This is a genomic window from Leisingera sp. SA215 (assembly GCF_055902035.1).
Genome location: NZ_JBVVXU010000004.1, coordinates 214,415 through 235,507, shown reverse-complemented (window position 1 = coordinate 235,507; position 21,093 = coordinate 214,415). Strand labels below are relative to the sequence as shown.

The following is a 21,093-nucleotide window of genomic DNA, read 5'->3' as shown; positions in this document are numbered from 1 at the left end:
GTTGCGGTTCCCGAAAACCCGTCAAGGTGTAGTGGTTTAGTCGAGGCTCGGCACCAGCGGAGCGTTGTCGCCTTCGCTGGGCGGCAGAAGATCGCTGCCCAGCGGCGCCGCCGGAGCGCCGTCCGGATCATCGGTCTGCGGCACGGCCAGACGGTCGGTGACCGAGGCGCCCGCCGATTTCTGCGCGGCCAGAACGGTCAGGGTGATCGAGGTGCAGATGAAGGCAATCGCCAGCAGCCAGGTCAGCCTGCTGAGCGCGGTGGCTGCCGCGCGGCCGGAGACCGCTCCGCCGCCGCCGCCGCCCATGCCAAGGCCGCCGCCTTCGGAACGCTGCAGCAGTACAACTGCAATCAGGCCGAGAGCCAAAAGAAGATGGATGATGAGAACAACGTTTTCCATGGGTCCCTGCGGCGGTTGGCTGAGTATCGGGCGGTAAATAGGCAAGATTGACCGGGGGGGCAAGGGCGGAGTTTGCTTCGCCTTGGAGCCGCAGCGTGACGTGCGGTCAGAGGGCCCGTTGCGGCCTGTTCGCAGCGTATTGTGACTGGACGCGGGCCCTGGCGGCAGGGCAGAGTTTCTTCATGCCTCATGATGACCCAGACCACCCGCACGCTCTTTTGCCGCCAGATCCCGCCTTGCGGGTCAAAGCGCTGGAAACGATTCTTGTTGAAAAAGGGCTGATCGATCCCGCCGCGCTGGAGGAGATCATCGAGACCTATCAGAACAGGATCGGCCCGCAGAACGGCGCCCGGGTGGTGGCGCGGGCCTGGAGCGACCCGGAGTTCAAAGCGGCGCTGCTGGCCGATGCCGATCCGGTGCTGGCAGACCTGGGCTATTACGGCCGCCAGGGCGAGCATATGGTGGTGGTGGAGAACACGCCTGCGCAGCACAATATGGTCGTCTGCACCCTGTGCAGCTGCTACCCTTGGCCGCTGCTGGGCATTCCGCCGGGCTGGTACAAATCCGATGCCTACCGGGCCCGTGCGGTGCGCGAGCCGCGCAAGGTGCTGGCGGATTTCGGGGTGGCGCTGACGGAAGGCACTGCGGTGCGGGTCTGGGATTCGACCGCCGAGGTCCGCTATCTGGTGCTGCCGATGCGGCCTGAGGGCACGGAAGGTCTGAGCGAGGACGGCCTGGCGGCGCTGGTCAGCCGCGACAGCATGATCGGCACCGCTCTGGCGAAGCTGCCGGCGGGGGCGCCGGCATGACCCGGGTGCATGACATGGGCGGGCGATTCGGCGACGGCCCGGTGGTGCCGGAACCCGCGGATGCGCCGGTCTTTGCCGAAGACTGGCATGCCCGCGCACTCGCGGTGACACTGGCCTGCGGCGCACTGGGGCAGTGGAACATCGATACCTCGCGCCATGCGCGCGAGCGGCTTTCGCCCAATGATTACACCCGCTTTTCCTATTATGAGAAATGGATCGCGGCGCTGGCGGATCTTCTGGTCGAAAAAGGAGTGCTGACGCGGCAGGACCTGCAGGGCAAGGGCGCCGCGGGGCTGCACGCGCTGGCGGAACGGGCTTTGACGGCGGGGAACGTCGCCGGTGCGCTGGCCAAGGGCGGCCCGGCGGACCGGGAGGGCGGGCCGAAGCCGCGGTTCTCTGCGGGCCAGGCGGTGCGGGCGCGACTGCCGGCGGATAATGCGCTGGTAGACGGCGGCCACACGCGGCTGCCGCAATATGCCGCCGGGGCGCGCGGTTACATTCTGCGGATGCATGGCACCCATGTGTTTCCTGACAGCAGCGCGCATGGGCTGGGCGAGGCGCCCGAGCCGCTGTATGCGGTGCGGTTTCCGGCGCGGGTGCTGTGGGCGCATGCAGAACACCCGGGGGACGAGGTGGTGCTGGATCTGTGGCAAAGCTATCTGGAGCCGCTATGAGTGATTGTGCAGGCATATCCGCGCCGGAGCCCGTGTTTGCCGAACCCTGGCACGCGCAGGTCTTTGCCCTCACGGTGCATCTGAACGAGGCCGGGCGGTTTACCTGGGGGGACTGGGTGCAGCGGTTCTCTGCAACGCTGAAACGCCACGGGCTGAACCGGGAGCTGGACGGCGGCGAGGATTATTTCCGCGCCTGGCTGGAGACGCTGGAGCAGTTTCTGGCCGATGACGGTACCGCCTCCCGCGCCGAGGCCGAAGTGATGCGCAGCCGCTGGGAAGAGGCCTATCTGTCCACCCCGCATGGCGCGCCGGTGCATCTGCGGGGCTGACTGCGCCCGCAGGTCCGGCCGCCGGAGGCATCGCGCCTCGGGCGGGTCTGTCTGTTTTCTGACGCTTTGTCTCTCTGTCGGGGTGCCGGATCGTAAGGGGGGGGGCGGCGCCGCCGGTTGGAGTATGGACAGACCCCGCGGGGCCTGCTCGGACAGGAGGTCCTGAACGACCCCCTTATTATCGGGGCCGGTCTCCGGGTGTTGCGCAGGCAGCCGCACAGATGCCTGCGCCTTGTATCATGGCCCCGCGCGCGGAGCCATGGCGGGGGATCGCGATCAGGAGGCAGTCTGTCCGATGGACATGAGGATCGCGTGAAGGCGGCGTACGGTGGGTGCGCAACACCCTGCATGTGGAAACACCATCCGCCCGGAATCCAGGCGCAAAGCGCCGCCGGGTGAGCGCCTGCCCGCCCCACCGGGCTGGCGCTTTGGCGGGGGCAATGCTCCTGAGACAGCCAGTACGGACGTTGCAGGGATAAAGTGCCCCGCAAGCCTGCGGGCAGGCGCTCGCCCTTTTGTTAGCGAAGTGTCCTTCGGGAATCAGCGGCACGGCGGCGCATTCTTGCCTGCCCGGGCAGGCGCAGGCCTTGGTGAACGGGGCGAAAAGGGTGTCTGGCGTCTGACTGCGGCGAAAAACCGGTTCCCCTGCCGGTGCAGCATCGCTATATGAGCGTGGGTTTGAACCAAGACTGTAAAGGACCGGATATGGCCAATGTCGTCGTAGTCGGCGCCCAGTGGGGCGACGAAGGTAAAGGCAAGATCGTGGATTGGCTGAGCGAGCGTGCGGACGTGATCGCGCGCTTCCAGGGCGGCCACAACGCCGGCCATACGCTGGTCATTGACGGCAAGGTCTACAAGCTGCACGCGCTGCCCTCGGGTGTGGTGCGCGGCGGCAAGCTGAGTGTCATCGGCAACGGTGTGGTGCTGGACCCCTGGCATCTGATGAAAGAGATCGCCACGGTCCAGGCGCAGGGTGTGGAGATCACGCCGGAAACCCTGATGGTCGCGGAAAACACGCCGCTGATCCTGCCGCTGCATGGCGAATTGGACCGGGCGCGCGAAGAGGCGGCCAGCAAAGGGACCAAGATCGGCACCACCGGCCGCGGCATCGGCCCGTGTTATGAGGACAAGGTGGGGCGCCGGGCGATCCGCGTGGCGGATCTGGCGGATGAGGCGACGCTGATTGCGCGCGTTGACCGGGCGCTGCAGCACCATGACCCGCTGCGCAAGGGGCTGGGCGTTGATCCGGTCGACCGCGACGCGTTGATCGCGCAGCTGAAGGAAATCGCACCGAAGATCCTGCCCTATGCCGCACCGGTCTGGAAAGTGCTGAACGAAAAGCGCAAATCCGGCAAGCGGATCCTGTTCGAAGGGGCCCAAGGCGCGCTGCTGGACATTGATTTCGGCACCTATCCGTTTGTGACCTCCTCCAACGTGATTGCCGGCCAGGCGGCGACCGGCGTCGGCATCGGCCCCGGCTCGATCGATTATGTGCTGGGCATTGTGAAGGCCTATACCACCCGGGTCGGCGAAGGCCCGTTCCCGACAGAACTGCTGAAGGAAGACGGCACGCCGGATGCGGATGGCCAGCGTCTGGGCGAGCGCGGCCATGAGTTCGGCACCACCACCGGCCGCCAGCGCCGCTGCGGCTGGTTTGATGCCTGCCTGGTGCGCCAGACCTGCGCCACCTCCGGCATCAACGGCATTTCACTGACCAAGCTGGATGTGCTGGACGGATTCGAGACCCTGAAGATCTGCACCGGCTATGAGCTGGACGGGGAACGTCTGGACTACCTGCCGACCGCGGCAGACAGCCAAGCCCGCTGCACCCCCATCTATGAGGAGATGCCGGGCTGGAGCGAAAGCACAGAAGGCGCGCGCAGCTGGAACGACCTGCCGGCCAATGCGATCAAATACGTGAAACGCGTGGAAGAGCTGATCGATTGCCCGGTGGCATTGCTGTCCACCAGCCCGGAGCGGGACGACACCATTCTGGTGACCGACCCGTTTGCCGACTGATGGCTGAGAAGCAAGGCCTGAGCTACAAGGCCCGGCGGCGCTGGGCGCTGGTGATCCTGCTGGTGGGGATGCCGGTTTACATCGTCGCCGCGGTCACGGTGATGAACTGGCTGGACCGGCCGCCGCTGTGGCTGGAGCTGCTGGTCTATGCGGCGCTGGGGGTTGCCTGGGTGCTGCCGTTCAAATTTGTGTTCCGCGGTGTCGGCCAGGCGGAGCCGGACGCCGCAAGCGGCGAGTGACAGAGGGGCGCTGCCCCTTTTGGCCTCATGGCCAATTCACCCCGGAGTATTTCCGGAAAGATGAACAGGGATCCGGCCTGAACAAAAAAGGCGGTCTCGCGGGGGCGCATTCCCTCCGGTGGGAGGCCTGAACAATCTGACCTGTCGCGCACCGCGCGGCAGGTCTTTGTATTTCAAGCGGATTTACTGACAGCCGGATCAGAAAAACAGGGCGAAAATCCGAGGCTTTTTTTCCCGGACCACGTCGTCAGACGCGCGCAAGGCAGAAAAGCCCAACTGAGGCAAATTTTCCTTCTTCTCCGAACGAAACAGCCCATAGTCTTTGACCATCGCGGGACCGCGGGTCTGCGGACAGAGGTTGGTATCAACTTCAATCTATGCGGATTTTCTGGGTTCTGGCCGGACAACGACTCGAGGCGGGACCGCGGCTGTTGATTTCCGCTGAGATCTGGCCCGGGACAGGCGAAAGTTTTCATTGAGATCTGACCCATGTGTGACCGTACCCCTGGCTTTGACCGGCAGGGGTCATTGGAGTGATCGACATGGCAGTTCTGAGTGTGATCCGGCGCGGGGCGCTTCGGGATCAGATGTCTATTCGGGAGATAGCGAGGCGAACAGGCCTCTCCCGCAACACCATTCGCATGTCATTACGTTGGGGGCTGTTGAGCCCCGGTTTCAGGCCCCGCAGCGTCCGGGCAAGCTGGACCCTTGCGCGGAGAAGTATTCTGCATCGCTTACCGCGGAAACGCGCAAGCGGCGGCGCAGGGTCAAGCAGCTGTATGCGGATCCGCCCCGACGGGTGCGATCCGGCAAGGAGCGCCGGCCGCCAGCGTTCGGCGCCCCTCGGCCATGACCGGCGGGACGAACTCGGGGCTCAGCATGCCGGCTTCATCCACCACCGCCATCTGTGCCGGTGCGGACGGGAAGCAGGAAAGATATGGCACGTTTCACCACGATGAGAGCGTCGCGGCCGATCCAGAACCTCTGCTTATGACTGCGCAGGCGTTGATGCTTATCTGTAAAGACCGCCCCGTATTCTTCGCGACAGGCCGGCCAGTAAATGCGCGGAACGCCGCTCTGGCCATCCTCATCTGTCCGCTCGGGGATGCTGGGAATCGTCTCGTCAATGGCGGTCAGCGTCGAGATCGCCGCAGCTATCTCGGCCTCCACCTCGCCACGGGTCATTTTCAGAGGCTGTGCGCTTGACGGAAGCAGGTTTTCGACAAACCGTAGGGTCTGGTGGTCCCCAACGACGACACCAGATCCGCTTGGCGGATCCAGCTGATTGAAATATGGCGTTCCGCAAGCCTCAGCGAGCGTGTCATAGACATGCGCCAGGGCCGTCCTCCAAGCTACTGCAAGTTTACAGGCTGATCATGCAGCTTGAAGACATCAACGAGATAAGGCAGCGCCCTTTGCGATCGCTGCCCTGCATTATTGACCGTGGAGCGTCCGGAGAACCACCCAGCACAGGGACTGCGTCACCTCGTGAAGCCGCCTTTTGCTGTTTGGGTGCCGGGGTCAGCCGGCGGCGCGTTTGCCGGGCTTAAAGCCGATGTCGCCGGAGGCGGTGAACTTGCCGGTGCCGGAGCGTTCGATCTTGCCGTCGCGCAAAAGCTGGCCGAAGGAACGCAGCCCGTCCTCGCGGTTGAAGTCGCTGCTGCCGGCGCTGCGCACCTTGCTCATCAGCTGCGGCCGCGAGAAGTGGCCGCGGCCTTCGACAAAGCTCATATAGGCGGCGGCGGCTTCCAGCAGCTCGTGCAGATCGGCGGCGCCGCGGTCGGCGGCGTAGGCGGCAAAGCCGCTGCTGTCTTCGCTGCCGTCGTCCAGAACCGCTGCCGAGACCCGGCGCGGGCGCACCGGCTGCTGCGGAGCGCTGCCCTCGTCAATGCGCTGTTCGGCCACCAGTTTCAGCGGCGCCGGGCGGGCGGCCGCGGCGGCCGGGCGTTCCGAGGCGTTCGGGCGGGGTTCCGGGCGGCGCGGGCGGACCACGCTGGCCAGGTCTTCGCGGTAGGGCTTGGCGCCATCGCTGCCTGCGCTGCCGGCGGCGGGGCCTTCGGCCTTGGTGGCGGCGACGGCGGCGCGCAGCTGGCTGTAGGCCTCGCGGGACGAGGTTGTGTCCGGGTCCTCGAGCTTTTCGTCGGCGGCGGCCATCAGCCGGGAGACATCGCTGTCTGGCAGGCCTGCGGCTGCGGGCCGGGCCGGGGCGCGGCCGCCGGCATCGGGCGTTTCAGCGGCACCTTCATCCGCCTCGGAGGCGGCGAGGATCTCGGCCTCCACCTCGGCCAGTTCGCGCATCAGGTCGGCTTCGTCGTCCTCCGAAAGGGACGACTGGGCGGGCGCCGGATCATTGCTGGCATCAGTTTCCTGCAGCCGGCCGGTAGCGACGGCCTGGTCAAAATCGGCGCGTTTGACCTTGGTGATGCGCACGCGGGACGGGGCAGGCTGGGGGGCAGGCTGGGGGGCGGCGGCCTCGTCAGCGGTGCTGCCGCCGTCCTGTGCGGGCGCATCGCTTGCCGTTTCGGCGGCGCCGGTGTTCAGGTCGAGCCGGTCCAGTGCCTTGGCGATTGCATCGTCGCCTTCATCATCGAAGTCCGGTGCGCCGTTGCTGCCATCCTCCAGCAGCGCGCTGGTGATGTCCCCGGCTGCGCTTTCCAGCACATCGTCGGCATGTTCGTCTTCGGTGAAGTCGTCGTCGGGGGTCTGTGCCACCACCGCCCGGATGCGCTGCAGCTTGGCGGCGATGCTGTCGGCGGGCGGCACGGGGTCTGCTTCGCGGCGGACGGGTGCTGCGGCGTGCTCTTCGGTGTCCGCCTCGGCCTCGGCCTCTGGCTCGTTGACTTCGAGCAGTTCGACGGAAGAGGAAGCCTTGGCCGGAGCGGAGTTTCCGCTTGCGGTTTCCAGCGCGGCGGCGATGGATTCTTCGGCTTCGGCTTCGGCTTCGGCTTCGGCTTCGGCTTCGGCTTCGGCTTCGGCTTCGGCTTCGGCTTCGGCTTCGGCTTCGGCTTCGGCTTCGGCTTCGGCTTCGGCTTCGGCTTCGGCTTCGGCGATTTCTGCGGCGGCGGCCCTGGCGTCTTCGGCAATTGCTTCTGCAGCGGCTTTGGACTCTTCGGCTGCAAGCGTGTCTGGTTGAGATCCGGGCTCTGCTGCGGCGGGCTGTTCTGCGGGCTCCGCTGCAGCCGGGGCAGGCGCGGGGTCTGCCGCAGGTGCAGGTGCAGGTGCCGCAGGTGCAGGTGCCGCAGCGGCAGCCGGGGTTTGCGCAGGGGCTTCGGCGGCAGCGGCGCCAAGCGCCGGGGTGGCGGCGCGCAGGTGAATGCCGCCGTCGCTGGTGCGGGCCTCGACCTGGCGGGCAATTTCGCGCTGGGCGATGCGGGCCAGCATGTCGGCGTCGGGTTGCGGCGGTTCCGCCCCGAAGTAGCGGTCATCGGAAGCCAGGTCGCGGAAATACTCGGCAATCGCCTTCATCGTGCCGAAGGAATCCTCGAACCCTTCCAAAGTGCAGGAAAAGGTTCCATAGGATACGGTCAAGACTTTGTTGTTATGTACCATCAGCTCGCTCGTCTTCGTCACATCTGTTGTCATTTACCATATGGGCTTGAAGGACCAATTTTGCTCGAATCCGTGCAATTGATCGTATCATTTTGTGTTCACATTGTGACTTGTTTCCAAAACTGCCAGGAATGCCGCCTATGAACCGTCTGATTGTTGAGGAATTGGAGCCAATCACCCTGGTTGGCGGCGGTGAGCTGGCATCCGGTGCGCTGGAAGAGGCGCTGGCGCTGGCGCCGGTGCTGGCGGCGGCGGATGGCGGCGCGGTTGCGGCGCTGGCGGCGGGGCATGTGCCGCAGGCGGTGATCGGTGATTTCGACTCGCTGCCCGGGGATGTGCGGCGCCGGCTGCCGCCGGGCAGCCTGTTTCCGGTGGCGGAGCAGGACAGCACCGATTTCGACAAGGCGCTGCGCAGGATTTCGGCGCCGGCGGTGCTGGCGGTGGGGTTTCTGGGCGCGCGGGTGGATCACCAGCTGGCGGCGTTCAATACGCTGGTGCAGGGGCATCCGGCGCCCTGTGTGCTGATCGGCGAAACCGAAGTGATCTTTCACCTGACCCATGCAGTCGATCTGCCCGCGGAGGCGGGGGAGGTGATCTCGCTGTTTCCGATGCAGCCGGTGCAGGGGCGGTCCGAGGGGCTGGAATGGCCTATCGACGGGCTGCGGATGTCGCCGATGGGGCGGATCGGCACTTCGAACCGGGCCACCGGGCCGGTGCGGCTGGTGCCGGAGGGGCCGGGGCTGCTGGTGATCGTGCCGCGGCGGCTGCTGGCCGAGGTGGTGGCGGCGGTCAGGCTGGATCTCAGGCTGGATCTCAGGCGGGATTGATCCGTTCTGCGGTCTCCGAGGCCTTGCGCTCGCGCAGCACCGCATAAAGGCCGGCGCTGATCGTCAGCAGGATGCCGAAGGCGGCGAGCGAGTTGGGCAGCTCGGAAAAGATCAGCCAGCCGATGAACACGGCGACCGGGATTTCCAGGTATTGCATCGAGGCCAGGGTCGAGGTGGGGGCGAACCGCAGGCTCCAGGTCATCATCAGATGGGCCACGGTGCCCAGGGCGCCGGCGGCGGCCAGAAGGCTCCAGGTGTCCTGCGGCGGCGGGCTGGTGGCGAGGGCCGGCAGGCCGAAGCCGTCGCCGATCAGGAACACCGGCGCCAGCAGCACCGTGCCCATGGCGCCGGCCACTGCCTGCAAGGAAATGGGGTCGGTCTCCTTGGCGATCTTGCGGGTGACCAGCATGAAAAGGGCAAAGATCACTGCGACCAGCAGCGGCCAGAGCGCGTTCCAGCCGACGGCGGCAAAGCTGGGCTGGATCACCAGCAGTGTGCCGGCAAAGCCCACCACGCAGGCGCCGAGGCGGCGCAGGCCGACTTCTTCGCCCAGAACGTATTTGCCCAGCAGCAGCATCAGGAACGGCATCACGAAGGCGATCGCCACCGCGTCGGCCAGCGGCAGGTAGCGGAAGGCGGTGAACATGGCGCCGATGCCGCCCATCTGCAGCAGGGTGCGCAGCAGCAGCAGCGGCGCCACCCGGCGCGACAGGCTGAGCGGCAGCCGCATTGCCAGCGCCAGGGGCAGCAGCAGTGCGGCCTGGGCGGCAAAGCGGATGAAGACGATCTGCGCAACCGGCACCCGGTTGGTCAGTAGTTTTGCGATGGCGTCGCCAAGCGGGATCACCATGCAGAAGCCCAGCATCAGGGCAATGCCGAGGAGGGGGCGGTCCTGTGTCATGGCGCCACGCTAGGCCTGCAATAGTCATCGTGCAAGCTGGAGTTGCGGGGAAAGGAGAGGCGTTGCGTTTTTTTGGACGTGGCGCGCAGCGGCACGGCCCGCGCCTTGGGCTCCGCCCGTTCAGGCCGGAAACGCTCCCCCGGAGCATTTCCGCGACGGCCTTCACTCCCCCGGGAAGGCGCATTCGCGCCCTCCCAAGGCCAGGCCCGGGCCTTATGTCACGCTATCTTTTCAAGAAAGCAGGGATGATCAGCAGTTGGGCACGTTCACCGCGAGGCCGCCGAGCGAGGTTTCTTTGTATTTGTCGTGCATGTCGGCGCCGGTCTGGCGCATGGTCTCGATGCAGGCGTCCAGCGGCACGAAGTGCTGGCCGTCGCCGCGCAGCGCCAGCGAGGCGGCAGAGACCGCCTTGATCGCCGCCAGCCCGTTGCGCTCGATGCAGGGGATCTGAACCAGCCCCTTAACCGGGTCGCAGGTCATCCCGAGGTGATGCTCCAGCGCAATCTCGGCGGCGTTTTCCACCTGTTCGGGGGTGCCGCCCATCACCGCGCAAAGGCCGGCCGCCGACATCGCGGCCGCCGAGCCGACTTCGGCCTGGCAGCCCGCTTCGGCGCCGGAAATGGACGCGTTGTATTTGACCAGGCCGGCGATGGCGGCGGCGGTCAGCAGGAAGTCCTCGACATGGGACTCAGAGGCGCCCGGAACATGGTCGAGGTAATAGCGGATCACTGCCGGCAGGGTGCCTGCGGCGCCGTTGGTGGGGGCGGTCACAACCTGCCCGCCGGCGGCGTTTTCCTCGTTCACCGCCATCGCGTAGACGCTCATCCAGTCGTTGATGGTGTGCGGCGCGGTCAGGTTCATGCCGCGTTCGGCCAGCAGCGCGTCATGGATGCCCTTGGCGCGGCGGCGCACGTTGAGGCCGCCGGGCAGGATGCCGTCGCGCTCCAGCCCGCGGTTGATGCAGTCGTTCATCACCTGCCAGATGCGGGCGGTGCCCTTGGACAGGCTTTCGGGGCAGCCGCGGGCGATTTCATTGGCGCGTTTCATGCCGGCGATGGATTTGCCGCTGGATTTGGCCATCTCCAGCATCTCGGCGGCGGATTTGAACGGGTAGGGCACCGGGTCGCCCTCGTCGGTCGCCTTGCCCTGGGCCAGTTCTTCCTCGGTGACGACAAAGCCGCCGCCGATCGAATAGTAGACCTGTTTCAGGATCACGTCGCCCTGGGCGTCGGTGGCCATCAGGATCATGCCGTTGGCGTGGCCCGGCAGCGCCTGATCGTAGTCGAAGATCATGTCGGCCTTGGGGTCGAAGCGCAGCGCGCCCAGACCCTCGGGCTGCATGGTGTGCGTTTCGGCCAGTTCCGCGAGGAAGGCTTCGGCCTTTTGATCGTCGTAATCATCGGGGCGGAAGCCGCCGAGGCCGAGGATGGTGGCGCGGTCGGTGGCGTGGCCGACGCCGGTGAAGGCCAGCGAGCCATGCAGCGAGGCGCGCAGCCCGTGGAATTCAAACGGCGAGGCCCGCATCACATCGAGGAACCGCGCAGCGGCGACCATCGGGCCCATGGTGTGCGAGGAGGACGGGCCGATGCCCACTTTGAACATGTCGAAAACGGAGAGGAACATCAGGTGGCTGATCCTTCTGGGGGATTGGCATAGGCGGGGGAGGTGAACGGGGCGGCGCCGAGGCCCTCGGCCTGGCGCGCGGTGGTAACGGCCGTGCGGTGTTCCAGCCCGGCGCAGAGGCGCTGCAGGCTGGGGTATTCGGCGATGCGGAACCAGGATCTGTCCGCATCGGCAGGGTACAGTGCCATCCAGCGCAACTGGCAGGCCAGGTAATAGTCCAGAACCGAGGGCTGCGGCGCCCCCAGCCAGGCGGGGCGGCCGGCGGCGGCGTGGTCCAGATTGGTCAGATGCTGGTGCAGCCGCTGGCGCAGGACGGACTGCAGCTGTGCCTGATGGGCCTTGTCCGCGCCAATGTATTTCTCCGGGTAGAACAGCATCCGCAGGTCGGCGTGCAGGGTGTTGGAGGCAAAGAACAGCCATTTCAGGAAGGCCGCGCGGTCCGGGCTGCCGGGCTGCGGCGCCATCGCGCCATGGCGTTCGGACAGCCACAGGAGGATGGCAGCGGTCTCAAACAGCGGCCCGTCCGGCGTTTCCAGCACCGGGATCAAGCCGTTCGGATTGAGCGCCCGGTATCCGGCGCTGTGCTGGGCCTTCGCCTGGCGGTCGACCAGCACCGTTTCATACGGCTGGCCAAGCTCCTCCAGCGCCAGCCGGATGACCAGCGAGGCATTGTCAGGGGCGAAGTGAAGGCGGTATTCGGGTGTCATGGCGTAACAATATGTCGCAAACCGCCGCCGGGTGTGTCCATTTCCGGCGTTTCCAATAGGAAACCCGCCTTTGTGATGCCAGTTTCCCTGCCGCTCTGCGCAGCGGCGGATATCTGCCTGCGGCGCAGGCCGTCATTGCCGCCGGGCGGTGCAGACAAAATGGGTCAGCGACATGAAGAACCGCCCCTCGGCGGCCAGTTCCTGCTGTTCCTGCGCCCAGGCGGCGGCATCGTCGGTGTCGGTGGCGCCGATGTCCACCGCAAAGGCGCGGATCAGCTGGATCATCATCGCTGCCAGACCGTCGGGGCGCAGAGTGGTGTCGCAGACCGCAAGCGGGTGCATCCGCTGCATTTCAAATCCGCAGCTGCGCAGCTCGGCCGGCAGTTTTGCGGGCAGATCACGCACTGCCAAGTGGCGGTTCCAGGCCTCCAGCATCCGCTCCATGCGCCGGGAGTTGTCGCTGTACCAGGCCAAGGTGTCCCAATGGATGTCGCCCGCAACCAGCCGCCCGCCGGGCTGCAGCACGGTGTGCAGGGCGCGCAGGGCGGGGCGGCGGTCGGTCAGATATTCGAAGACTTGCACCGAAACCGCCTTGGTGAAGCTTTCCGGCTCAAACGGCAGGCGGGCGGCATCGCCTTCGGCGAGGGTGGTATTGGCGCGGCCTTCCAGCCGGCTGCGGGCGGCGGCCAGCATGTCGGGGCTGGCGTCCAGCCCGGTCACATGGCCGGCGGGGCCGACGGCGCGGGCCAGCTCCAGTGTCAGCAGCCCGTTGCCGCAGCCCAGATCCAGAATGCGGTCGCCCGGCAGCGGCGTCAGCGCGTCAAAGCTGGCCCGCCGCCGCTGCGACACATCGGCGCCCTGATAGGCGTCTTCCAGCACGCGGGCGGTTTCCTCGTCGAATTGCAGCATGGTTCTGATCCCCCAAGTTGAAAATCAATAGCCCGGCTGCGGCGCATTTCCAGCCGCGGTGCCGGAAACCGCTGCAAGCCCCCTCGCGCAGAGGCGGCAAACCGCCTATAACCGCCGCAAACGCGTATTCATGGAGGCCCCTGATGACCGGAGAGCTGTCGCCGATCGACAAGGCGAAATTCGTGGCTGCCAAACGGGCGGCTGAAATGGTTGAGGATGGCATGCGGGTTGGTCTTGGCACGGGCTCGACCGCCGCCTGGCTGGTGCGCTGCCTGGGGGAAATGGTGAGCCGCGACGGATTGAAGATCACCGCCGTGCCGACCTCCAGCCGGACCGCGGCGCTGGCGCGGGATGTGGGCATCGATGTGGTGTCGCTGGACGAGGCCAAATGGCTGGACATGACCATTGACGGCGCCGATGAGTTCGACGCTGATCTGAACCTGATCAAGGGCGGCGGCGGCGCGCATCTGCAGGAGAAGATCGTTGCCACCGCCTCGGACCAGATGGTGGTGATTGCGGACGCCAGCAAATCGGTTGCGACGCTGGGTGCCTTTCCGCTGCCGGTCGAGGTGCTGCCGTTCGGCTGGCAGAGCAGCCAGGCGCTGATCGAGGAAACCCTGGTGTCGATGGATGTGATGGGCCGCACCACCACGTTGCGGATGAACGGCGATGCGCCGTTTGTGAGTGATGAGGGGAATTACATTCTTGACCTGCATCTGAAACGCATCGGCAACGCGCGTCAGCTGGCGCTGGTGCTGAACCAGATCCCCGGCGTGATCGAGAACGGGCTGTTCATCGACATCTGCGACACGGTGGTGATCGGCTATGGCGACGGCCGGATCGAGGTGCGCGACATCAACGAAGGCACGGTTGAGAAAGACAGGCTGGAGTTTGCCGAGACCGACAACCTGTTCACCGATCTGCAGGATTAAGGACCGGTGCAAACCGAGGCGCGCCCGGCCGGCAGGCCCGGCAGCGCCTGGGACCGGAATGACGGCCTGTCCGCCTCACATCCCCGTTTGTTTCTGCAGCAAAAGGTTGAAAGCAGCGGATTAACGCCCACTTGGGCATATGGCGTTTGGTGGTCCGTTATGGGATACACCTGCACAAGAGATGCAAAGGGCGGAAATTCATGAGCTTTGATTACGATCTGTTTGTCATCGGCGGCGGCTCGGGCGGGGTGCGGGCAGCCCGCGTGGCGGCGCAGGAAGGCGTCAAGGTGGCGCTGGCCGAAGAGGACCGCTATGGCGGCACCTGCGTGATCCGCGGCTGCGTGCCGAAGAAGCTGATGGTGTTTGCCTCGGAATATTCCGGCATGGTCGAGGACGCGCAGGCCTATGGCTGGGACATCCAGGCCGGCGGGTTCAACTGGGATGCCTTCAAGGGCAAGCTGCATGCCGAGCTGGACCGGCTGGAAGGCATCTACCGCAATATCCTGAAGAATAACGGCGTGGAAAGTTTCGACCAGCGCGCGAAGCTGGCGGATGCGCATACGGTGGAGCTGGCCGACGGCACCCGCAAGACCGCCAAGCACATCCTGATCGCCACCGGCGGCTGGCCGTCGGTGCCGGAGTTTCCCGGCTCGGAGCTGGCGATCACCTCGAACGAGATTTTCCACCTGGACAAGCTGCCGGAGACGCTGCTGATCGTCGGCGGCGGCTATATCGCCAGCGAGTTTGCAGGCATCATGAACGGGCTGGGCGTGAAGACCACGCAGTTCTACCGCGGCGCGCAGATCCTGCGCGGCTTTGACGACGAGGCGCGCGGGCTGATCTGCGAGGAAATGTGCCAGGCGGGCATCGACGTGCATCTGGGCACCAATGTGCTGGAGATGAGCCAGGAAGGCGATAAGATCCGGGTGAAGTCGACCAATGGCCAGGAACGGCTGTTCGACAAGGTGATGTATGCTACCGGCCGCAACCCCAATTCGGGCAACCTTGGCCTGGAAGAGATCGGCGTGGAGCGCGGCCGCAAGGGCGAGATTGTGGTCGACCAGTACAGCCAGACTTCGGTGCCGTCGGTCTATGCCATCGGCGATGTGACCGACCGGGTGAACCTGACGCCGGTGGCGATCCGCGAAGGCATGGCCTTTGTCGAGACGGTGTTCAAGGGCAACCCGACCAGCCCCGACCACGACCTGATCCCGACGGCGATTTTCACCCAGCCGGAGATGGGCACTGTGGGGCTGAGCGAGGAGGAGGCCAGCGAGCAGGAACCGGTCGAGGTTTATGCAACTTCCTTCAAGCCGATGCAGCAGGCCTTTGCGGGCCGTGCCCAGCGGGTGCTGATGAAGCTGATTGTCTCCAAGGCGACGCGCAAGGTGCTGGGCTGCCATATCGTCGCACCCGGCGCCGGAGAGATGATCCAGTTGGCGGGAATCGCTGTAAAGATGGGGGCGACCAAGGAAGATTTCGACCGTACAGTTGCGGTCCATCCGACAATGTCGGAAGAGTTGGTAACCTTGAAGACTCCGGTGCGTTCGACCTGATCGGGCGGCTGGCAATAACTGACAACACATGCCGCCCATCGTGGAAACTGATGGGCAGCAGCATACGGATAGGAGAGAAATGGCGGGCAATAGCGGTGGCCCCTGGGGGGGCGGTGGCTCCTCTGGCGGCGGAGGCAACCGGGGCAACAACGGCGGCAACAATGGCGGCGGCGGCGGCCGCAAGCCTGATGAGCCCCAGATCCCCGAGATTGACGAACTGGTGAAGAAAGGCCAGGAGCAGCTGCGCGTCCTCATGGGCGGGCGCGGCGGCTCGGGCGGGCGCGGCGGCGGCGGCTCTGGCGGCGGCGGACCGATGTTCACCAAGGGCACGGTGGGGCTGGCCGTTGTTGCGGCAGCGGTCCTGTGGGGCTTTGCCAGCTTTTATACCGTGAAGCCGGAAGAACAGTCGGTTGAGCTGTTCCTGGGCGAATATTCCTCGACCGGGCAGCCGGGTCTGAACTTTGCGCCCTGGCCGCTGGTGACCAAGGAGATCCTGCCGGTCACCCGTGAACAGACCGAAGACATCGGTGTCGGCGGCGGCCTCAGCTCGGAAGCCGGGCTGATGCTGACCGGCGACGAGAACATCGTCGATATCGATTTCCAGGTGGTCTGGAACATCAGCGATCCGGCGAAGTTCCTGTTCAACCTGCGCGATGCCCGCACCACTATCCGGGCGGTGTCTGAATCGGCGATGCGCGAGATTATCGCCCAGTCCGAACTGGCGCCGATCCTGAACCGCGACCGCGGTTCGATCGCCTCGCGGCTGCAGGAACTGATCCAGTTCACGCTGGATGATTATGACAGCGGCATCAACATCATCCGCGTCAACTTTGACAAGGCCGACCCGCCGGTTTCGGTGATTGCCGCCTTCCGCGATGTTCAGGCCGCGGAACAGGAACGCGACCGGCGCCAGAACGAAGCCGACGCCTATGCCAACAATGCGCTGGCCGAGGCCCGCGGCCAGGCTGCGGAATTGCTGGAGAAGGCCGAAGGCTACCGCGCCCGGGTTGTCAACGAAGCCCAGGGTGAAGCCAGCCGGTTCTCGGCGGTTCTGACCGAATACCAGAAGGCGCCTGAGGTGACCCGCAAACGCCTGTACATTGAAACCATGGAAGAGGTGCTGGGCCGGGTCGACAAGATCATTCTTGACGAGCAGTCGGGCGAAGGCCAGGGCGTCGTGCCTTACCTGCCGCTGAATGAACTGCGCCGCGGAGGAAGCAACTGATGCGTAAGACAACTCTTTTGCTGCCGGTGCTGGTGATTGCTGCGATTACCGCACTGTCATCGGTGTTCATTGTGGACGAGCGTGAAAAGGCGCTGGTGCTGCAGTTCGGCCGGGTGGTTTCGGTCAAGGAAGATCCGGGCCTGGCGTTCAAGATCCCGCTGATCCAGGAGGTGGTGCGCTATGACGACCGCATCCTGAGCCGCGATATCGACCCGCTGGAAATCACCCCGTCGGACGACCGCCGTCTGGTGGTCGATGCCTTTGCGCGCTACCGCATCGTGGACGTCAACCGGTTCCGTCAGGCTGTTGGCGCCGGCGGTATCGCCACCGCGGAGAACCGTCTGGATTCGATCCTGCGGGCGCAAACCCGGGAGATCCTCGGCTCGGTCAGCTCCAACGATATCCTGTCGTCGGACCGTGCCGCGCTGATGCTGCGGATCCGCAACGGCGCCATCGCCGATGCGCGCGCACTGGGCATTGCCATCATCGACGTGCGGCTGAAGCGCACCGACCTGCCGTCGGAAAACCTCGATGCGACGTTTGAGCGGATGCGGGCCGAGCGGGTGCGCGAAGCCACCGACGAGCGCGCCCGCGGTAACGAAGCGGCGCAGCGGATCCGGGCGCAGGCCGACCGGACCGTGGTCGAGCTGGTGTCCGAAGCGCAGCGCGAGGCAGAGATCATCCGCGGTGAATCGGATGCCGAACGCAACGCGATCTTTGCCGAGGCCTATGGCGCCGACCCGGAATTCTTTGAATTCTACCGCAGCCTGAACGCCTATGCGAATTCGCTGCTGGCGGGGAACTCCACCATGGTGCTGTCGCCGGACAACGAGTTTTTCAACTACCTGAAATCCTCGGACGGCAAGCGGCCGGCGGAGCAGTAAATGGGGTTTATCCTCCTGGCTCTCGGGCTGGTATTGATTGCAGAGGGGCTGGTGTACGCACTGGCCCCTTCGCTTGTGGAACGTCTGCTGGAGATGCTGCGCGCTTTGAGCGAGGCGCAGCGCCGCAATGCCGGTCTGGCGGCGCTGGCGCTGGGTCTGATCCTGGTCTGGCTGGCGTTCCGTTTTGGGGTCTGAGACGCCGTTTTCCCCCTAGATTTTCAGCGAAACCGCAAGGTTTCCCTGCTAGGATGCCTGCAGCAGGACCTGTCCCCGCTCTGGCCGGGCTGAAAACCCGGTCACAGGGGCTTTATTCCTTGCAACATTTGTTGCGGGGCGGGCGGAAGTTCCTACATTGGGTCCGTAAGGCTCCGCCCGGTGTGGCCGGCAATTGCGCCGGTCCGGGGCGGAAAAGAAGAATGATAAGTGACAAGGAGTAGATCCGTGCAGCCACAGGCAATTGCAATTTCCGGCCGGGCAGGCAGCAGCAGCGCGATGATGCGCATGATCTGGCTGGCGGTGCTGGCCATGGCGGTCCTGCTGATGCAGGCCGCGGCCGCAATGGCGCGCCCCGAAAGCCTGGCGCCGCTGGCCAACCAAGTGAGCCCGTCGGTGGTCAACATCACCACCACCACCGTGATCGAGGGGCGCACCGGTCCGCAGGGCATTGTGCCCGAAGGCTCGCCGTTTGAGGATTTCTTCCGGGAGTTCCAGGACCGCAACGGCAATGGCAACGGCAGCCGCCCGCGCCGGTCTTCGGCGCTGGGGTCGGGTTTTGTGATTTCCGAGGATGGCTATATTGTCACCAACAACCATGTGATCGAAGGTGCGGATGAGATCGAGATCGAATTCTTCCCCGGCACCGGCCAGCCCAAGGAGCTGCTGCCGGCCAAGGTGATCGGCACCGATCCCAATACCGATATCGCGCTGTTGAAGGTCGAGGCGCCTGCGCCGCTGAAATACGTCAAGTTCGGCGACAGCGACACCGCCCGCGTCGGGGATTGGGTGGTGGCCATGGGCAACCCGCTGGGGCAGGGGTTCTCGTTGTCGGCGGGCATCGTGTCGGCCCGCAACCGCGAGCTTTCGGGGTCTTATGACGACTACATCCAGACCGATGCGGCGATCAACCGGGGCAACTCCGGCGGGCCGCTGTTCAACATGGATGGCGATGTGGTCGGGGTGAACACCGCGATTCTGTCGCCCAATGGCGGCTCCATCGGGATCGGCTTCTCGATGGCCTCTAATGTGGTGGTGAAAGTGGTCGACCAGCTGAAGAAATTCGGCGAGACGCGCCGCGGCTGGCTGGGTGTGAAGATCCAGGATGTGGATGCGGATCTGGCTGAGGCGATCGGGCTGGACAAGGTCCGCGGCGCGCTGGTGACGGACGTGCCGGATGGCCCCGCCAAGGACGCCGGCGTGCTGGCCGGTGACGTGATTGTCAGCTTTGACGGCGGCGAGGTGAAGGACACCCGCGGCCTGGTGCGTCAGGTCGGCAATGCCGAGGTCGGCAAGACCGTGCGGCTGGTGGTCTACCGCGAGGGCAAGACCGAAACCCTGCGGGTGACCCTGGGCCGCCGCGAGGATGCCGAGCGCGGGCCGTCCAGCCGTCAGGACGGTGACGGCGAAACCGGCCAGAGCGAAAAGGAACTGCTGGGCCTGTCGGTCGGGGTTCTGACCGACCAGATGCGCGGTGAGCTGAACCTGGGCGAAGAGGTCGAAGGACTGGCCATTCTGTCAGTGGATGAGGCATCGGAGGCTTGGGAAAAAGGCCTGCGCGCCGGCGATGTGATCACCGAGGCAGGCCAGCAGAAGGTCGCCGCGATCAGCGAGCTGGAGTCCCGCGTTGCCGAAGCCAGGGAGGCGGGCCGCAAGTCGCTGCTGCTGCTGGTGCGCCGCGGCGGCGAGCCGCGGTTCGTGGCGCTGAACCTGGCGGAATAACGGCCTGCAGGCCGGCCCCGCAACACCCTGACAAAGGCCGGGCATCTGCCCGGCCTTTTTTTGCGGGTCTTGCTGTGCGGTCAGCGGCGTTTCATGAATAATAGGCTGCCGGTGTCCTGTTCCGTGCGCCAGCCCCCCGGCTCTGCGGCAAAGATCCGGCGGAAATCCTCAAAGTTGGGTTTTTCGTCGGCAATCAGCACCCAGCCGCCGGGGCGCAGATACGGCAGGCAGCGGGACAGGAGCGCCCGCCGGTCCGGCGCGGCCAGCATGTGCAGGGTCCGGTCGAACAGCAGGATGTCGTAGTCTTCTCCGGGTTCCCAGACTGTGAGGTCGGCGGTAACGCCGGTGACGTCCAGGCCGTCCTGTGCGGCGGCGGCCTGCAGGTCCCGGATGCCATGCGGAGACAGGTCGACCCCGGTCACCTGGTGGCCCAGCCGGGCGATGAACAGCGCGTCCCGCCCCTGGCCGCAGCCGGCATCCAGAACGCGCAGGCCTTTGGAGCCCAGCCCGCTGAAAAAGGCGGTGATTGCCGGGGAGGGAGCGCCGAGCGCCTCCGGCGTTTCGCGGTAAAGCTTGTCGTAATCATATGCCATGCGCGGCACTGTACGGGCCCGGCTCCGCGAAGGCTAAGTGAAATATTTCGTGAGGTCCGGAACCGGGCGGGAGCCGCAACAGGGAAGAGCCACGCGCTGGCGGGCGCATGGCTCTTTTGGACAGGCAGCCATTGGGATGGAACGGATAATGGCTGTCTGTTTCCGGTTATTGCCGGATGCAGCGGAATGTTCTGTGACCGGGATTACAAAACCGGTTTTTTTCGTGGGGATTTTCCGGGAAATTGCCGCTGCGGGGGCGGTCAGATCGAATCCGGCCCGGCCAGCACCGCCAGTTCCGCGCGGTCCAGGATCTGCACGCCGCCGCGGCTGATGCTGACCAGGCCGCTGCGTTTCCAGGCCGCCAGGGTTTTTGAAACCGCCTCGCGGGTGGCGCCGACAAACTCCGCCAGTTCGGCCTGCGACAGGGCAATCCGGCCATCGCGGCCCTCGGGGGCCAGATACAGCAATTTGCGCGCCAGCCGCACCGGCATCGGCAGGAACACCTGTTCGTTCAGCTGGGTGTTCATCCAGCGCATCCGCTGGCCGGCCAGCCGCAGCAGGTCGGCGGCCAGGTCGGGATACTGGCGGATCTGATCCATCACGTCGCGGCTGCGCAGGCGCAGCACCCGGCTGGGTTCGGCGGCAATGGCGGTGGCGGTGCGTTCGCCGGGGTCGAACAGGGTGATCTCGCCGAACACGGCGCCGGGGCGCATCATGTCGAGCGACAGTTTGCGGCCAGAGGCAGAGAGCACCGAAAATTCCAGCGCCCCCTCGGCGATCGCATAAAGCGCATCACCCGCATCGCCCTGTTCAAACAGCACCTCGCCCTGGCGCAGGCGGACCTCCGCGGCCTGGCTTTCCAGCATCCGGCGCAGCGGGCCGGAGGCGCCGGAAAGAAAGCCGGTATCGGGCAGGCGGGTTGTCAGCATGGCCAAATCTCTTTGCGTCTGGTGCCCAGTCCGGCGGACCTTAGCAGAGGCCGG

General features: G+C 65.6%; 23 protein-coding genes and 1 pseudogene. 13 read left to right on the top strand and 11 right to left on the bottom strand.

The features are described from left to right. Positions 1-36: 36 nt before the first annotated feature. Entirely contained in the window at positions 37-399 is a 363-nt protein-coding gene (gene secG, locus AC0KW6_RS06935) for a preprotein translocase subunit SecG (RefSeq protein WP_323776130.1), read from the bottom strand. Between the two features lie 182 nt (positions 400-581). Here secG and nthA point away from each other — a divergent pair, with 182 nt between their 5' ends. The 5 genes from nthA (at position 582) to AC0KW6_RS06910 (ending at position 4,469) form a co-directional block, all read left to right on the top strand. Beyond that, complete coding sequence (gene nthA, locus AC0KW6_RS06930) at positions 582-1,208, top strand: nitrile hydratase subunit alpha (protein ID WP_323776131.1); 627 nt, start codon at positions 582-584, stop codon at positions 1,206-1,208. Beyond that, on the top strand, positions 1,205-1,882 hold the full coding sequence (gene nthB / locus AC0KW6_RS06925) for a nitrile hydratase subunit beta (RefSeq protein ID WP_474034520.1): 678 nt from the start codon (positions 1,205-1,207) through the stop codon (positions 1,880-1,882). Before nthA ends, nthB begins: the two co-directional genes overlap by 4 nt. Further along, a complete protein-coding gene (locus tag AC0KW6_RS06920) occupies positions 1,879-2,211 on the top strand; it encodes a nitrile hydratase accessory protein (RefSeq protein WP_323776133.1) in 333 nt (110 codons plus the stop codon). Before nthB ends, AC0KW6_RS06920 begins: the two co-directional genes overlap by 4 nt. Before the next feature lie 705 nt (positions 2,212-2,916). Next, positions 2,917-4,230: an adenylosuccinate synthase gene (locus tag AC0KW6_RS06915; RefSeq protein ID WP_323776134.1), complete on the top strand. Its 1,314-nt coding sequence runs from the start codon at positions 2,917-2,919 to the stop codon at positions 4,228-4,230. Continuing rightward, positions 4,230-4,469, top strand: coding sequence for a DUF2842 domain-containing protein (locus tag AC0KW6_RS06910; RefSeq protein ID WP_323776135.1), 240 nt, complete (start codon positions 4,230-4,232; stop codon positions 4,467-4,469). The genes AC0KW6_RS06915 and AC0KW6_RS06910 overlap by 1 nt, the downstream gene beginning before the upstream one ends. A 198-nt stretch (positions 4,470-4,667) precedes the next feature. On the opposite strand, the gene AC0KW6_RS06905 is transcribed toward AC0KW6_RS06910, so the two are convergent. Next, positions 4,668-4,799 carry a hypothetical protein gene (locus AC0KW6_RS06905; protein WP_474034519.1) on the bottom strand — a complete coding sequence of 44 codons (132 nt, stop codon included), beginning with the start codon at positions 4,797-4,799 and terminating at the stop codon, positions 4,668-4,670. Positions 4,800-5,002: 203 nt separating this feature from the next. Between AC0KW6_RS06905 and AC0KW6_RS06900 the strand changes: the two are divergent. Then, positions 5,003-5,256 (top strand): annotated as a pseudogene (locus AC0KW6_RS06900) (IS21 family transposase); the annotation flags it as partial. Positions 5,257-5,357: 101 nt separating this feature from the next. On the opposite strand, the gene AC0KW6_RS06895 reads toward AC0KW6_RS06900, so the two are convergent. The 3 genes from AC0KW6_RS06895 to AC0KW6_RS06885 all read right to left on the bottom strand — a co-directional run bounded on the left by AC0KW6_RS06895 (position 5,358) and on the right by AC0KW6_RS06885 (position 8,018). After that, entirely contained in the window at positions 5,358-5,654 is a 297-nt protein-coding gene (locus AC0KW6_RS06895; RefSeq protein ID WP_474034518.1) for a hypothetical protein, read from the bottom strand. 2 nt (positions 5,655-5,656) lie between these two features. Next, positions 5,657-5,800 carry a hypothetical protein gene (locus AC0KW6_RS06890; RefSeq protein ID WP_474034517.1) on the bottom strand — a complete coding sequence of 48 codons (144 nt, stop codon included), beginning with the start codon at positions 5,798-5,800 and terminating at the stop codon, positions 5,657-5,659. A gap of 190 nt (positions 5,801-5,990) precedes the next feature. Beyond that, complete coding sequence (locus tag AC0KW6_RS06885) at positions 5,991-8,018, bottom strand: chemotaxis protein CheA (RefSeq protein ID WP_474034533.1); 2,028 nt, start codon at positions 8,016-8,018, stop codon at positions 5,991-5,993. 140 nt (positions 8,019-8,158) lie between these two features. Here AC0KW6_RS06885 and AC0KW6_RS06880 point away from each other — a divergent pair, with 140 nt between their 5' ends. Continuing rightward, positions 8,159-8,845 (top strand): thiamine diphosphokinase, encoded by a 687-nt coding sequence (locus AC0KW6_RS06880; RefSeq protein ID WP_474034516.1) that lies wholly within the window; start codon positions 8,159-8,161, stop codon positions 8,843-8,845. Here the strand turns inward: AC0KW6_RS06880 and AC0KW6_RS06875 are convergent. From AC0KW6_RS06875 to AC0KW6_RS06860, 4 genes are all read right to left on the bottom strand, one after another. Next, positions 8,832-9,746, bottom strand: coding sequence for a DMT family transporter (locus tag AC0KW6_RS06875; protein WP_323776138.1), 915 nt, complete (start codon positions 9,744-9,746; stop codon positions 8,832-8,834). The two genes, AC0KW6_RS06880 and AC0KW6_RS06875, sit on opposite strands and share 14 nt — an antisense overlap. Before the next feature lie 249 nt (positions 9,747-9,995). Beyond that, entirely contained in the window at positions 9,996-11,369 is a 1,374-nt protein-coding gene (locus AC0KW6_RS06870) for an L-serine ammonia-lyase (protein WP_474034515.1), read from the bottom strand. Continuing rightward, positions 11,369-12,076 carry a glutathione S-transferase family protein gene (locus AC0KW6_RS06865; RefSeq protein ID WP_323776140.1) on the bottom strand — a complete coding sequence of 236 codons (708 nt, stop codon included), beginning with the start codon at positions 12,074-12,076 and terminating at the stop codon, positions 11,369-11,371. The genes AC0KW6_RS06870 and AC0KW6_RS06865 overlap by 1 nt, the downstream gene beginning before the upstream one ends. A gap of 132 nt (positions 12,077-12,208) precedes the next feature. Next, positions 12,209-12,985: a methyltransferase domain-containing protein gene (locus tag AC0KW6_RS06860; protein ID WP_474034514.1), complete on the bottom strand. Its 777-nt coding sequence runs from the start codon at positions 12,983-12,985 to the stop codon at positions 12,209-12,211. Between the two features lie 143 nt (positions 12,986-13,128). On the opposite strand from AC0KW6_RS06860, the gene rpiA reads away from it, so the two are divergent. The 6 genes from rpiA (at position 13,129) to AC0KW6_RS06830 (ending at position 19,517) form a co-directional block, all read left to right on the top strand. Further along, positions 13,129-13,917 (top strand): ribose-5-phosphate isomerase RpiA, encoded by a 789-nt coding sequence (gene rpiA / locus AC0KW6_RS06855; protein WP_323776142.1) that lies wholly within the window; start codon positions 13,129-13,131, stop codon positions 13,915-13,917. A gap of 200 nt (positions 13,918-14,117) precedes the next feature. Then, positions 14,118-15,473: a glutathione-disulfide reductase gene (gor, locus tag AC0KW6_RS06850; protein WP_474034513.1), complete on the top strand. Its 1,356-nt coding sequence runs from the start codon at positions 14,118-14,120 to the stop codon at positions 15,471-15,473. Between the two features lie 79 nt (positions 15,474-15,552). Further along, the gene (gene hflK, locus AC0KW6_RS06845; RefSeq protein ID WP_474034512.1) at positions 15,553-16,698 is read left to right on the top strand and encodes an FtsH protease activity modulator HflK; all 1,146 of its coding nucleotides are present in this window, start codon (positions 15,553-15,555) and stop codon (positions 16,696-16,698) included. Further along, positions 16,698-17,582: a protease modulator HflC gene (hflC, locus tag AC0KW6_RS06840; protein ID WP_323776145.1), complete on the top strand. Its 885-nt coding sequence runs from the start codon at positions 16,698-16,700 to the stop codon at positions 17,580-17,582. Before hflK ends, hflC begins: the two co-directional genes overlap by 1 nt. Further along, positions 17,583-17,777 (top strand): DUF2065 domain-containing protein, encoded by a 195-nt coding sequence (locus tag AC0KW6_RS06835; RefSeq protein WP_323776146.1) that lies wholly within the window; start codon positions 17,583-17,585, stop codon positions 17,775-17,777. Between the two features lie 297 nt (positions 17,778-18,074). After that, the gene (locus AC0KW6_RS06830) at positions 18,075-19,517 is read left to right on the top strand and encodes a Do family serine endopeptidase (protein WP_323776147.1); all 1,443 of its coding nucleotides are present in this window, start codon (positions 18,075-18,077) and stop codon (positions 19,515-19,517) included. An 80-nt stretch (positions 19,518-19,597) separates the two neighbouring features. Here AC0KW6_RS06830 and AC0KW6_RS06825 read toward each other — a convergent pair whose 3' ends face one another. Further along, the gene (locus AC0KW6_RS06825) at positions 19,598-20,110 is read right to left on the bottom strand and encodes a class I SAM-dependent methyltransferase (protein ID WP_323776148.1); all 513 of its coding nucleotides are present in this window, start codon (positions 20,108-20,110) and stop codon (positions 19,598-19,600) included. 260 nt (positions 20,111-20,370) lie between these two features. Then, on the bottom strand, positions 20,371-21,039 hold the full coding sequence (locus AC0KW6_RS06820) for a Crp/Fnr family transcriptional regulator (protein WP_323776149.1): 669 nt from the start codon (positions 21,037-21,039) through the stop codon (positions 20,371-20,373). Positions 21,040-21,093 lie beyond the last annotated feature (54 nt).

What these genes read in the sequence shown, in the direction of transcription:
- secG (WP_323776130.1), bottom strand. Translation starts at nt 399, where the DNA reads ATGGAAAACGTTGTTCTCATCATCCATCTTCTTTTGGCTCTCGGCCTG.
- nthA (WP_323776131.1), top strand. Translation starts at nt 582, where the DNA reads ATGCCTCATGATGACCCAGACCACCCGCACGCTCTTTTGCCGCCAGAT.
- nthB (WP_474034520.1), top strand. Translation starts at nt 1,205, where the DNA reads ATGACCCGGGTGCATGACATGGGCGGGCGATTCGGCGACGGCCCGGTG.
- AC0KW6_RS06920 (WP_323776133.1), top strand. Translation starts at nt 1,879, where the DNA reads ATGAGTGATTGTGCAGGCATATCCGCGCCGGAGCCCGTGTTTGCCGAA.
- AC0KW6_RS06915 (WP_323776134.1), top strand. Translation starts at nt 2,917, where the DNA reads ATGGCCAATGTCGTCGTAGTCGGCGCCCAGTGGGGCGACGAAGGTAAA.
- AC0KW6_RS06910 (WP_323776135.1), top strand. Translation starts at nt 4,230, where the DNA reads ATGGCTGAGAAGCAAGGCCTGAGCTACAAGGCCCGGCGGCGCTGGGCG.
- AC0KW6_RS06905 (WP_474034519.1), bottom strand. Translation starts at nt 4,799, where the DNA reads ATGGTCAAAGACTATGGGCTGTTTCGTTCGGAGAAGAAGGAAAATTTG.
- AC0KW6_RS06895 (WP_474034518.1), bottom strand. Translation starts at nt 5,654, where the DNA reads ATGACCCGTGGCGAGGTGGAGGCCGAGATAGCTGCGGCGATCTCGACG.
- AC0KW6_RS06890 (WP_474034517.1), bottom strand. Translation starts at nt 5,800, where the DNA reads ATGTCTATGACACGCTCGCTGAGGCTTGCGGAACGCCATATTTCAATC.
- AC0KW6_RS06885 (WP_474034533.1), bottom strand. Translation starts at nt 8,018, where the DNA reads ATGGTACATAACAACAAAGTCTTGACCGTATCCTATGGAACCTTTTCC.
- AC0KW6_RS06880 (WP_474034516.1), top strand. Translation starts at nt 8,159, where the DNA reads ATGAACCGTCTGATTGTTGAGGAATTGGAGCCAATCACCCTGGTTGGC.
- AC0KW6_RS06875 (WP_323776138.1), bottom strand. Translation starts at nt 9,746, where the DNA reads ATGACACAGGACCGCCCCCTCCTCGGCATTGCCCTGATGCTGGGCTTC.
- AC0KW6_RS06870 (WP_474034515.1), bottom strand. Translation starts at nt 11,369, where the DNA reads ATGTTCCTCTCCGTTTTCGACATGTTCAAAGTGGGCATCGGCCCGTCC.
- AC0KW6_RS06865 (WP_323776140.1), bottom strand. Translation starts at nt 12,076, where the DNA reads ATGACACCCGAATACCGCCTTCACTTCGCCCCTGACAATGCCTCGCTG.
- AC0KW6_RS06860 (WP_474034514.1), bottom strand. Translation starts at nt 12,985, where the DNA reads ATGCTGCAATTCGACGAGGAAACCGCCCGCGTGCTGGAAGACGCCTAT.
- rpiA (WP_323776142.1), top strand. Translation starts at nt 13,129, where the DNA reads ATGACCGGAGAGCTGTCGCCGATCGACAAGGCGAAATTCGTGGCTGCC.
- gor (WP_474034513.1), top strand. Translation starts at nt 14,118, where the DNA reads ATGAGCTTTGATTACGATCTGTTTGTCATCGGCGGCGGCTCGGGCGGG.
- hflK (WP_474034512.1), top strand. Translation starts at nt 15,553, where the DNA reads ATGGCGGGCAATAGCGGTGGCCCCTGGGGGGGCGGTGGCTCCTCTGGC.
- hflC (WP_323776145.1), top strand. Translation starts at nt 16,698, where the DNA reads ATGCGTAAGACAACTCTTTTGCTGCCGGTGCTGGTGATTGCTGCGATT.
- AC0KW6_RS06835 (WP_323776146.1), top strand. Translation starts at nt 17,583, where the DNA reads ATGGGGTTTATCCTCCTGGCTCTCGGGCTGGTATTGATTGCAGAGGGG.
- AC0KW6_RS06830 (WP_323776147.1), top strand. Translation starts at nt 18,075, where the DNA reads ATGATGCGCATGATCTGGCTGGCGGTGCTGGCCATGGCGGTCCTGCTG.
- AC0KW6_RS06825 (WP_323776148.1), bottom strand. Translation starts at nt 20,110, where the DNA reads ATGGCATATGATTACGACAAGCTTTACCGCGAAACGCCGGAGGCGCTC.
- AC0KW6_RS06820 (WP_323776149.1), bottom strand. Translation starts at nt 21,039, where the DNA reads ATGCTGACAACCCGCCTGCCCGATACCGGCTTTCTTTCCGGCGCCTCC.